This is a genomic window from Synechococcus sp. R5-13, from assembly GCF_047462015.1.
Lineage (GTDB): Bacteria > Cyanobacteriota > Cyanobacteriia > Thermostichales > Thermostichaceae > Thermostichus.
In genome coordinates, this window is sequence record NZ_JANSIL010000079.1 from 31,413 (window position 1) to 42,728 (window position 11,316).

11 protein-coding genes and 1 pseudogene are annotated in these 11,316 nt (G+C 58.9%); 5 read left to right on the plus strand and 7 right to left on the minus strand.

The features are described from left to right. The first annotated feature begins 21 nt into the window (after positions 1–21). The gene (locus tag NW840_RS06610) at positions 22–1,095 is read left to right on the plus strand and encodes an S-layer homology domain-containing protein (RefSeq protein ID WP_414343229.1); all 1,074 of its coding nucleotides are present in this window, start codon (positions 22–24) and stop codon (positions 1,093–1,095) included. 303 nt (positions 1,096–1,398) lie between these two features. After that, on the plus strand, positions 1,399–1,968 hold the full coding sequence (locus NW840_RS06615; RefSeq protein ID WP_011433078.1) for a photosystem I assembly protein Ycf4: 570 nt from the start codon (positions 1,399–1,401) through the stop codon (positions 1,966–1,968). Positions 1,969–2,306: 338 nt separating this feature from the next. On the opposite strand, the gene NW840_RS06620 is transcribed toward NW840_RS06615, so the two are convergent. The 5 genes from NW840_RS06620 to NW840_RS06640 all read right to left on the minus strand — a co-directional run bounded on the left by NW840_RS06620 (position 2,307) and on the right by NW840_RS06640 (position 6,812). After that, positions 2,307–3,890 carry an NAD(P)H-quinone oxidoreductase subunit N gene (locus NW840_RS06620; protein ID WP_414343238.1) on the minus strand — a complete coding sequence of 528 codons (1,584 nt, stop codon included), beginning with the start codon at positions 3,888–3,890 and terminating at the stop codon, positions 2,307–2,309. Positions 3,891–4,013: 123 nt separating this feature from the next. Next, positions 4,014–5,288, minus strand: coding sequence for a gas vesicle protein GvpJ (gvpJ, locus tag NW840_RS06625; RefSeq protein ID WP_414343231.1), 1,275 nt, complete (start codon positions 5,286–5,288; stop codon positions 4,014–4,016). Between the two features lie 110 nt (positions 5,289–5,398). Beyond that, the gene (locus NW840_RS06630) at positions 5,399–5,878 is read right to left on the minus strand and encodes a peptidylprolyl isomerase (RefSeq protein WP_414343240.1); all 480 of its coding nucleotides are present in this window, start codon (positions 5,876–5,878) and stop codon (positions 5,399–5,401) included. A 221-nt stretch (positions 5,879–6,099) separates the two neighbouring features. Next, positions 6,100–6,576 (minus strand): phosphate-starvation-inducible PsiE family protein, encoded by a 477-nt coding sequence (locus NW840_RS06635; protein WP_414343232.1) that lies wholly within the window; start codon positions 6,574–6,576, stop codon positions 6,100–6,102. A gap of 50 nt (positions 6,577–6,626) precedes the next feature. Next, complete coding sequence (locus NW840_RS06640; protein WP_041437321.1) at positions 6,627–6,812, minus strand: DUF2256 domain-containing protein; 186 nt, start codon at positions 6,810–6,812, stop codon at positions 6,627–6,629. Positions 6,813–7,227: 415 nt separating this feature from the next. Between NW840_RS06640 and NW840_RS06645 the strand changes: the two are divergent. Then, a pseudogene (locus NW840_RS06645) lies at positions 7,228–7,677 on the plus strand (RNA polymerase sigma factor RpoD/SigA); the annotation flags it as partial. A gap of 70 nt (positions 7,678–7,747) precedes the next feature. Then, positions 7,748–8,035, plus strand: coding sequence for a sigma-70 family RNA polymerase sigma factor (locus NW840_RS06650; protein WP_414343233.1), 288 nt, complete (start codon positions 7,748–7,750; stop codon positions 8,033–8,035). A 121-nt stretch (positions 8,036–8,156) separates the two neighbouring features. On the opposite strand, the gene NW840_RS06655 is transcribed toward NW840_RS06650, so the two are convergent. Further along, positions 8,157–9,791 carry a CTP synthase gene (locus NW840_RS06655; RefSeq protein ID WP_414343234.1) on the minus strand — a complete coding sequence of 545 codons (1,635 nt, stop codon included), beginning with the start codon at positions 9,789–9,791 and terminating at the stop codon, positions 8,157–8,159. Between the two features lie 60 nt (positions 9,792–9,851). Then, positions 9,852–10,379, minus strand: coding sequence for a hypothetical protein (locus NW840_RS06660; RefSeq protein WP_414343236.1), 528 nt, complete (start codon positions 10,377–10,379; stop codon positions 9,852–9,854). A 231-nt stretch (positions 10,380–10,610) separates the two neighbouring features. Here NW840_RS06660 and NW840_RS06665 point away from each other — a divergent pair, with 231 nt between their 5' ends. Next, positions 10,611–11,213, plus strand: a complete 603-nt coding sequence (locus tag NW840_RS06665) for an aldo/keto reductase (RefSeq protein WP_414329186.1) — start codon at positions 10,611–10,613, stop codon at positions 11,211–11,213. Positions 11,214–11,316: the final 103 nt, after the last annotated feature.

The following is an 11,316-nucleotide window of genomic DNA, read 5'->3' on the forward strand; positions in this document are numbered from 1 at the left end:
GTGCATCATCAGTCTAAACCTATGCGGCCCGGCCTCTGGCTCAAGCTCGGCAGCCTTATTCCGCTGCTCTGGCTGTTGTCGGCCTGTCAGGGAACCGAGTGGGGAGAACAGCTAGAGCGCGCTGTACGCCCAGTGGGCCCGCCCACAGCCCAACCTGAGCTGCCGGCATCTCCCTCGCCTCAACCTTTGCCGGGATCCATCCCACCCTCTATCTCCGCTCCCCCTGCTCCCACCCCTTCCTCACCCCTGCCCAGCCCGGACAGCAGCCGCTTTGCAGACCTGGAGCCGGGATCTCTGGTGGCCCGTTCGGTGGGATACCTAGATCGGTTGGGAGTTTTTGCCGATATCTCCAGCAGCGAATTTCAGCCGCAGCGCAGCGTTCGTCGCGGAGAATTTGCCCGTTGGCTGGTGTTGGCCAACAACGCCATCCACGCCGATGAGCCCAGCCGGCAGATCCGCCTGGGATCCCCCTCGGAACGCCCCCTCTTTTTGGATGTGCCGGAAGAGGATCCCCATTTTCGCTACATTCAAGCCCTGGGAGCTGCCGGCATAATTGCCGGAGATGCCAATCGAGAGTTTCGCCCCAACAGCCTGCTGTCGCGGGCAGAGTTGATCCGCATGAAGGTGCCTCTGGACTTACCTCCCGGCCAGATCAAGGGATCCCGAGCAGAGCTGGAGGAGCGCTGGGGGTTCACCGATGCGGCGCAAATTCCTCCTGAAGCCATTCCTGCTCTGGTAGCCGATCGCAGCCTAGAGAATGCCTCCACCGTGCTGCGCACCTTTGGCCCCATCCGCACCTTCAACCCCTTCGAGCCGGTTAGCCGCGGGGAAGCCGCCATCGCCCTGTCGGCTTTTGGGGAACGAACGGCCCAAGACGCCCTACCCCAGCCGCCAGCCTTGCCAGACCCAACCCCTGAGCCTCAGCCTTCTCCCCCTGCCGCAGAACCGGAGCAGACGGCTTCTCCCGAGCCGGATCCCAACCCTGCCTCTCCCTCGAATGCCGTTGATGAGCCCTCTGCGCCGGCCCGCCCCCGTTCCTCGGAAGTTGCCCCAGGGGAGGGCAGGATCGTTACCCCACGCCAAACCCAACCCTGAGGTGAGAGGGATCCCATTGGCGTATGCTGTTGGGCTCTGTCAGCAGATAGAACGCCTCAGAACCCCAGCAGGGATCCCTGCTACGGCTCTTACAAGGAGCAAAAGGAGCCATAACAATAAAAACTATCCCTAACTCCCTTCGGGAGAGGGGCTGTACAGCGCAGAGGACTTCCGCCCCCATTCCCCAGGCGGCTCTAGCTCTTGCCAGTCCCCTGAGCGCCCCTCTGCTGGGGAAAACCCTTGCCGCCCATAGCCTATAGAATGGGGGAAGCCAGCCTTGGAAAACCTGCAGGGATCCCAACTGTGTCCGCCATTGTTCCTGAAATCCGTTCTGCCGATCTGCTGCGCTACACCGTGATTGGGTCGCGGCGGCCCAGCGTGTACTTTTGGGCGGTGGCGCTGACGGGGGGAGGGCTGGGCTTTACCTTGGCCGGCCTTTCCAGCTATCTCCACCGCAATTTGCTCCCCTTTTCCGATCCCGCCAGCCTGGTGTTTATTCCCCAGGGCATTGCCATGCTCTTTTACGGGGTGCTCGGATCCCTGGCGGGGCTATACCAGTGGCTGAGTTTGTATTGGAACTTGGGAGGCGGCTACAACGAGTTCGACCGGCGCACGCAAAAGATAACGCTGGTGCGCCAGGGCTTTCCGGGCAAAAACCGTGAAGTCCGCCTGGAGTATGACTTTGCCGATGTGCAAAGCTTACGGGTAGAGCTGAGAGAGGGGCTTAACCCCCGCCGAGCCATCTACTTGCGGGTGAAAGGACGTGGCGACATCCCCCTCACCGGCGTAGGCCAGCCACCTCCCCTGACGGAGATCGAAAACCAGGCAGCCGAGATTGCCCGCTTTCTCAACGTCAGCTTAGAGGGCATTTGATTCCCTGGGGCATCATGCGCTGTGATCGCACCCTGATGGCCGCGTGAGGGATGTGTGCCCTACTACGAATGGGTGACCAACTACATTGCTGTAATCGGTGGGCGCTAATGCGGAGGCCTTGAAGAGATCCCGGATCCCTTTGGGGTGGGGAGACCCTCTTCTGGATTAGAGTCCTTTCAAATTAGTTCAAATTAGATTGAGACTAGGTTGAGACGCTCCCCAGGTGTTTCGCGCTGCAGCCCTTCTTCCAGAGGGAGAAATGACCATATCTGCACAACTGAAGCGCGCGCTGCCGAGCGTCGCTTTTTAAAACCTCGGGATGGAGAGCATCTCAAAAACTAGCCTTCGCCAGCTTGAGGAGAGGAACCCAGGGATCCCTTGACTGCCACCTGAAGGCTCGCCGACTCCGGAATGAATGCCTGTGCAGTCGGGAACCCCAAGAACGGGCTTTGCTCCACTGCCTGGATGGAGAGGGTAAAGAGGGGATTGGAGAGGATCCCGGCAAAGATGGTAGCCACCAAAGTGAACACCAAGCCCACCCGCAGAGCCTGCATGCCTTCCGCCTGCCAGTTGGTCTCAGGGTAATTTTGCACTGAAACCGACATCTCTTGCGGCTCTTTCACCACGATGGTTTTCACCACCCGCACGTAGTAGTAGATGGAGATGACGCTGGTGACCAACCCCACCAACACTAGGGTATAGGCCCCTGCCTGCCAACCGGCCCAGAACAGGTACAACTTGCCGAAGAAGCCCGCCAGAGGGGGCAACCCACCCAACGAAAGCAGACAAATGCTCAAGCAAAGGGTGAGGAAGGGATCCTTTTGGTAGAGGCCGCTGTACTCGCTAATTTCATCGGTGCCGGTCTTCAGGCTGAACAGGGTGATGCACAAAAAGGCCCCCAAGTTCATGACCAAATAGACCATCAAGTAGAAGATCAAGCTGGCATAGCCGGCCTCAGTGCCCGCCACCAAGCCGATCAAAACAAAGCCCGCCTGTCCAATGGAAGAATAGGCCAGCAGCCGTTTGAGGCGGGTTTGGGCAATGGCCACCACATTCCCCAGCACCATGGTCAAAATGGCCAGCACCGAGAGCACCGCCCGCCACTCTTCCGTCATGGCCGGAAACACGGTGGCCAGAAAGCGCACCGCCAAGGCAAAGCCTGCTGCTTTGGATCCCACCGACAAAAAGGCCACCACCGGCGTTGGGGATCCCTCGTAGACATCAGGAGTCCACTGGTGAAAGGGCACTGCCGCCAACTTAAACCCGATACCACCAATGCAGAGGACCAAAGCGATGATCCCTGCCAAGCCGGCATCCCCCATAGAGGAGGCAATGGCTTCCAGCTTCGTTTGCCCACCCGAAAGGCCGTAGAGCAGCGACATGCCGTAGAGAAAAATGGCTGTGCTGCTGGCCCCGATCAAGAGATATTTCAGGGCTGCCTCCGAAGAACGGGGATCCCGCTTGGTATAGCCGGCCATCAGGTAGCTGGCGATGCCCAGGGTTTCCAGAGATACAAACACTAGGATCAAGTCCGTCGCCCCGGAGAGGAACATGCCCCCCAAGGTGGCCGTGAGCAGCAACACATAAAACTCGCCTGTGGGCGCTCCGGACTGAGAGATGTAGCGCTCCGCCATCATCACGGTCAGTACCGCCGTCCCCACCACCAGGCCACGGAAGAGAATGCTGATGGGATCCGCCGCAAAGCTGCCCAAGAAGCTCTCCAACTGGGGCTGCTGCCACTGCAACACCAAGGTCACCAAGGCCCCGATCAAGCCAAAGATGGAGAGGGCCGGAAGACTTTTGCGCGCCGCCGAACCACCGACCAAATCCACCACCAAGACGAGCAAGAGGGTGAGGGTAACCACCACTTCTGGCCAAATGGCACCGGCATACAGGTTTCCGGTTGGGGCAAAGACATCCATAGGGGAAGACATGAAGACAGATGAAGGGGATCCACAGCCAGCATACCGCGATTTCCGGTCTCTCTTTCCGCTTCCGGCATCTCTTCTCCCAATCGTCTCCATCAGCACTCTCAATCCACGGGCTCAGTAGAGCTTGGCGCTGGAGGTGAGCACCAACTTCAGGCGGGCGTGGATCAGATCCAAGTCCGCCAGCCCCAGGTCGATCTCCCCATCGATGACGATGCCGGTGTGGATCAGCCGATCCAACAGTTCCAGCACGGATCCCTCGCGGTGGGGTTGTCCGGGGTAGTAGTCCCCCTGGCGGGGCAGGAGGGTGCCCAGATCTCCGAGCTCCAGGTTCAAATCCGCTGGGTCGATCTCCAACAGGCTGCAGATTTGTCGAATTTGCTCCCGCAAGGCTTGTAGGCTGCTGCCGGCCCGCTCAATCTGCTCTGCAGAAAGGCGCTCGGCCTCCATTTGCCGCACCACCTGCGCCTCCATCAACTGCCGCAACAGCTCCACCAAGGTCAGCACCAGAGAGGCCAAACCGGCTTCCGGGCGTTTCCGGCCAGGGGTGGGCCGAGCCTGGCTCAAGTCTTCCGAGCTGGCGGGACTGATAGAAAAGCGCGGCGGGGGAGAAGGGGCAATCCAACGGTCAAAGGGCTGGCAAAGCTGTTCCAGGCTGAGCAAATGGAGACGGGGATCCCGCGCGACTTCTTCCCTTTCCTCCGGCAGGTTGTAGCCCCAGTCGGCCAAAAACAGGAGAACTTGCTCCAGCTCCGGCACCGTCTGCACCTGGCGCAGCGTTTGCAGGCGATCCTCCACAAACCACAGCTCCTCAGCCGGCAGTTGGGCGGCAGCCAGTAGCCGCTGTAAAGTGGTGGCCTTGGGGGCGCGCACTTCCTTGCCCAGAATGCGGTGGCGCGGCAGTTGGATCCCTTCTCGGCCCAAGAGCTGCTGGATAAACCGCCCCTCTTTGGTACTGAGAATGGCCAAGCGCGGCTCCCCTGCAGCCTGAACCTGGCGTAGCCAAGCCGCCACCCCCGGATAAAAGCGGTGTAGCCCCAGCCACCCCTGCAGATCCTCTTCAATCCAACGATCCCGCACGCCATCCAGCACTTGGGCCAAACCTAGCTCGGAGACCCCCACCTGCTGCAACAACCGCTGCCGCCAGCTGGGCCAGTCTTGGCGCAAGTCTTCCTCCCGGATCCCTTCCTGTAGCCCCCACAACAACAGAGGCATCTCCCAGCCGGTCTCGATCAGCGGGCGCAGACGGTCGAAGGCAGGACGCAGCGGCTCTAGCTGAGCAGGAGCCAAGCCCCACACCTGAGCACAAACGCGGCAGGAGGAAGCAAAATACTCCGCCCGCCCATCGCAGAGCACACCATCAAAATCCAGAACCAGAATGCGGGGGGACATTCGCCGGGGCCTAGCGAACTCCATACCTGAGTCCCCCTGAGGGCAAGTTGCAAAAATGGGGCCAGAGGCCAAGTTAATTTAACCAAACTGTTCCACCCGATTGGCCCAACCTAATTGGATTCGAAGATGCGAACCGACTTGATCTCCACCGGTTTCAGGGGGCGATCCTGAGGGTCAGTGGGCGCAGTTGCAATTTTATCCAAGACATCCTCTCCCTCGATCAATTGCCCAAAGATCGTGTAGTTGGGCGGCAGCGGATAGTCGGCGTGCATGATAAAAAACTGGCTGCCGTTGGTGTTGGGGCCAGCATTGGCCATAGCCAAAGTGCCGCGGCTGTAGGGACGTTGCACCGGCCCATCGGGAAAGCGGTAGCCCGGCCCACCCCGCCCTGTACCCGTGGGATCCCCACCTTGGATCATGAAGCCCCGAATCACGCGGTGAAAGATGACACCATCGTAGAAGTGGTCGTTGGCCAAAAAGACGAAATTGTTGACGGCGAGGGGAGCTTCTTGCGGGAACAGCTCCAGAACCATTGTGCCGGCGGTGGTCTCCATCGTGGCCGTGTAGGACTTGGCCGGGTCGATCACCATCGGGGGGGGATTGTTGTAGGTTTTCACGGGTTTGCCCAAGTGTTGTGCCAGGAGCAAATCGCGAGAAGAATGCAGGCGGGCCAAAACAGGGAGAGCACTCAACCCCACCCAAAGCACCACCATCAGCACAGCTAACTTCACCAGGCTGGCCAACTTAGATCGCGCACGCACAATTCTTGCAGGAAAGCTCCATCCCCATCGTACCAGGATTCTGTCCGAGCTTAATCTTCCCCGGACTTGGATGGAGACTTGGCTCGCCGCACCAGCCAATAACTTACCGAGAGGGCCAACGTCGCTGCCCCCAAGCCAATGAGCTCCAACCCCCCCAGCTTCTCGAAATCAAAAATGATGATCTTGCGGGCCACCGCAATCAAAGAGGTGACGATCACCAGCTCCACCTGCACCACCTGCTTTTGCAAGTAGGCGGTAATGTTCTCCAGAATTTCCAGCGCAATCAGAATATTTAAAAAGAAGCCGAAGATCTCGATTAAAGTGGTGGAGAAAAACCCAGTTGGCTCGGTCAACAAATCTGCCACCAAGAACCGGGCCAAGTCCACCACTGCTACTACGATTAGCCCGATCATCAAAATTGACAGTAGCTTCGAGATCAGGCTTTCCAGGCGGGTGATGGCCCGCAAAAAGGGATCCTCCTCTTCTGTCTCGTGGGGATTGTGCAACAGCCACTTGAGAAACCGCATCGCCAACTCCGACGGGCCCAAACCCCTGTGTTCTGGTCTCAACGACAACATTATCCGTCCCAACCGTCTTGCCGGGAAGCAGGCAGGGATCCCTTGGGGCGATGATTGCGACACCGCTCGGAACAGTATTTCACCTCCGACCAACAGTCGGCCCACTTTTTGCGCCAGGTGAAGGGTCGCTGACAGGTAAGACAAATTTTGCTGGGCAAATCCGACTTCTTCCGTTGGCGTGGCATGGTGTACTGCAAAACAAGGTCAACTCTGTAGTCAGCTTAACAATCTTATTGGATGCTGACCGTTACCATCACGGGGGTGCTTGGCCTGCGCCCCACCTTAGCAAAAGCTAAATTCTGAACCTTCTGAGAAGAGAAACCGAGTAGCCTCTTGAAATCCGATGAGATCTCTGCCCTAGGTCCGCAGGGAGCTGGGTTTGCTGAAGGGTCAACCGGTTCTGTCCTGTATCCAAGCAAAGTTTCCAACATCCGCTTGTGGATGTGAGTTTGTATGAAGTCTCAACCGAATGGGATGGATGTAGCTGTTCAGAACTCTCCTCCTCCACTGAAGCGGGTTGAGGTACGGCTCAGCAAACCCGGCAGCCGGGCAACTCAAGCCTCGCTGTCGGAGGACTCGGTGGGCATATTTTTGCGGGAAATGGCTCGCTACCCACTCCTCAGTGCCGAGCAGGAGGTGAAGTTGGGGCGGCTGATCGCAGAGGGGGGAGCCGCCGGGGAACGGGCGAAACGGGAATTGGTCAGGGCCAACCTGCGCTTGGTGGTCTCGATTGCCAAAAAGTATTTGAATCGCGGTGTGCCGTTTCTGGATTTGATTCAAGAAGGCACCATTGGCCTGATCCGGGCCGCAGAAAAATTTGAGTGCGAACGCGGCTACAAGTTTTCCACCTATGCCTACTGGTGGATTCGCCAAGGAATCACCCGCGCCGTTGCCAATCAAGGGCGTCTGGTGCGGATCCCGGTGCACATGGTAGAAAAGCTCAACCAGGTGAAGCGGATCCGGCGGGAGCTGACCGAGACCCTAAACCGTCGCCCCACCCAAGCGGAAATTGCCGAAGCTCTGGAGATTTCCCCCGACAAGCTGGACGCTCTCTTAACCCTCTTGGAAGCCGGTCGCCAAACCCTTTCGCTGCATACTCCGGTCGGCAAATACGGAGCTGATGCAGCTTATCGAGGCCGCCAACGGCCCCACTCCCGAATCCCAAATGGACTTGTACCTGCTGTCTGCCCAACTGGAAGAGATGCTGGAGCAGCTCAGCCCCCGAGAGCAAGAGATTCTCAAGCTCCGCTATGGGCTGAAAGATGGCCACCTGCACACTCTCTCCGAAATTGGTCAGCTTTTCGGCCTGTCTCGGGAGCGCGTCCGACAAATTCAAGCACGAGCCATGCGCAAACTGCGCCATCCACGCCGACAGGAAATTTTGGCAGATTGGATGACCTCGTTTTAGGCAGTAGGCCACGGCTGCTCCACAGGCGAAACCCAGGATTCCGCAGCAGTTTATGTTCAGCAAAGCTCTGCAGAACCAGGACCAGAGGCGTGCCCCCACTTTTGGACAAGGGATCTGTCAACTAGCCCATCTTCTGCAACTGCAGGGGGTGAGGCTGAGGGCGGCTGCGCAGGGCAGCTTCGATCAACCCCAAAAAGAGGGGGTGGGGGCGGTTGGGGCGGGAGCGAAACTCCGGATGGAACTGGGTGGCGATGAAAAAGGGGTGGCTGGGCAGCTCGATAATCTCCACCAAGCGGTTATCCGGCGAGACTCCGCTGATGATATAACCAGAGTCCAGAAAAAGGCTGCGGTAGGCATTGTTAAACTCATAGCGATGGCGGTGCCGCTCGTAGATGATGGCCTCACCGTAGAGCTTGGCCGCTAGGGTATTGGGCATGATGCGACAGGGATAGAGGCCCAGCCGCAGGGTTCCTCCCAGATCTTCCACATCTTTCTGCTCCGGCAAGAGGCTGATCACCGGGTGGGGGGTATCGGGGTCAAACTCGTAGCTGTTGGCCCGCTCCAGGTGGGCAATGTGACATCCCCAGTCGATCACCGCGCACTGCATGCCCAGACACAGCCCTAGGAAGGGAATGCCTTGCTCGCGCACGTAGCGGATGGTAGCCACCTTGCCCTCGATGCCGCGATTGCCAAACCCCCCCGGCACCACTACCCCATCCACACCAGCCAGTAGGGCTTCCGGCCCCCGCTCCTCGACTTCCTCAGAAGAGATCCAGCGCAGGGTGACACCGGCATTGAGGGCTAGCCCAGCATGGCGCAGGGCCTCGGCCACCGAAAGATAGGCATCCGTAAGGCGCACGTATTTGCCGACAATGGCAATCTCCACCTGCTCTTGGGGGTGGTGCAGCCGCTGCACCAGGAGCTCCCACTCCCGTAGATCTGGCTGCTGCGGATCCAAGTTGAGAATCTCCAGAACCCGCTGCGCCAACCCCTCCTGCTCCAGCACCAGAGGCACGTCGTAGATGCTGGGGGCATCCTGCGCCTGGATGACGCATTCTACCGGCACGTCACAAAACTCGGAGATCTTCTCTTTGATGCTGCGGGGCAGGGGCTGCTCGCAGCGGCACACCAACACATCTGGCTGGATGCCAATGGAGCGCAGCTCCTTGACCGAGTGCTGGGTGGGCTTGGTTTTCATCTCCCCTGCCGCTTTGATCAGGGGCACCAGGGTGACATGCACATAGGCGACATTGGCGCGGCCCACGTCCTTGCGAAATTGGCGGATGGCCTCCAAAAAGGGCAAAGACTCGATATCTCCCACCGTGCCCCCCACCTCCACCAGCACCACATCGGGGTTGGTCTCGCGGGCCACTCGCCGGATCCGCTCTTTGATCTCTTGGGTAACATGGGGGATCACCTGCACCGTGCTGCCCTGGTAATCGCCGCGCCGCTCTTTGTGGATCACGGCCTGGTAGATGGAGCCAGTGGTAACATTGTTGAGCTTGGACATGTTGGTGTCGGTGAAGCGCTCGTAGTGGCCCAAGTCCAGGTCGGTCTCGGCGCCGTCGTCGGTGACGAACACTTCTCCATGCTGGTAGGGACTCATGGTGCCGGGATCCACATTGATGTAGGGATCCAGCTTCAAAATCGACACCGTGTAGTTGCGGGATTTGAGCAGGCGACCCAAGCTAGCCGCCACAATGCCTTTGCCGATGCTGGAGACCACTCCACCGGTGACGAAGACAAACTTGGTCATACCCCGGATCCCTCGCCCTTTTCTGATTATGCCAAGGATGGCAGGGATCCCAGGCTGCCGTCAGCGGCGGGAGCGGATGGGGCCATTGTAGAGGATGGTGGTTTGAAAGGTGCGCCTGTCTACCCGCACCTGGGTTTCGATGCTGGGCTGGACGAAGCCGGGCTCTCCCCCCCGGAAGGTGAAGATCCAGGCGTCTTCAAACTCTTCAAACGGCGAGTCAATGGCTGCCCCGTGCATGGAAGCTTCGGCGCGATAGCGCTGCAGGCCCCCATTGGCGATCTCGGCAGCTTGGCGGGCCAGGTTTTTGGCGCGGTTGAGATCGCGGAAGTAGCGGCTGATCTCCTCAAAACTCCCCCTGGGCAGCGGTCGCTGGGGAGCAGGGGTTGCCGGCACAGGCCGGGGATCCGGCACAATGGGCAGGGTGGGAATGTCCGGGCTGGGGGGCAAGGGTTCGACGGGGATGGGAGTTCCAGAGGGGAAAAGAGGGGTGATCACCTGCGCTTGGGCAGCCCTTCCAGCCAGAAGGGATCCCCACAGGAGAGCCATACCGACGGAGCTGACAGTAGAGACAAGAAAAGTGGGCTTCATGGAGCCATTCCTCGCAAAAGTTCTGGGTTGAGAGACGCTGCAGCTCTTGAATGGGATCCTATCGATTCAGTTCCTTACAACATGCAGAGTCAAAAGCCTCTCCTCTCCTTCCAACCCCGGTCACAGGCTTGGGTCGTTCACGCAACCTCGGCTGCTGTCAGCAATGTCTGCTAGATTTTTGGAGAGGATCCCTGGCCACAGTGGGAGGATCGGGGTTCAGCAGGAGCAGCCATGGAGTTCGTCACCCTCGCAGATGCAGGGCTAAGGTTGAGCCGGGTGGGCCTGGGCACTTGGGCGATGGGCGGCGGCTGGTGGGGCCCTTCCGACCGCCAGGAATCTTACACCACGATTCGCAAAGCCATTGATTTGGGCATAACCACCTTCGACACCGCTCCCATCTACGGACTGGGTGTTTCGGAGGAAGTGCTGGGGCAAGCGATCAAAGACTCAGGTTGCCGCGATCGGGTGGTTCTCGCCACCAAAGCGGGACTGGAGTGGACAAACAACAAAGTGGTGCGCAACTCCAGCCTGCCTCGCTTGGCCCAAGAACTGGAGGATTCTCTGCGCCGCTTGCAAACAGATGTGATCGATCTCTACCAAATTCATTGGCCGGATCCCTTGGAACCGATCGAAGAAACGGCGGCGTTTCTGGGGCAGTTGCTGCAGCAGGGCAAGATCCGCGCCATTGGGGTCAGCAACTTTTCCCCCGAACAGATGGATCGGTTTCGCCGGGTGGCTCCTCTGCACACCGCCCAGCCCCCCTACAACCTGTTCGAGCGGCAGATTGAAGCAGAGGTCTTGCCCTACTGTCGAGAGCATGACTCTAGTCAATAATAAGCTCAACTATACTGAAAATAATGTATAATAAATGTATAATATGTTCAGTACGGATTACTACCAGTTGATCTTTCTGTTTACTTTCGAGTCTGCCAACATG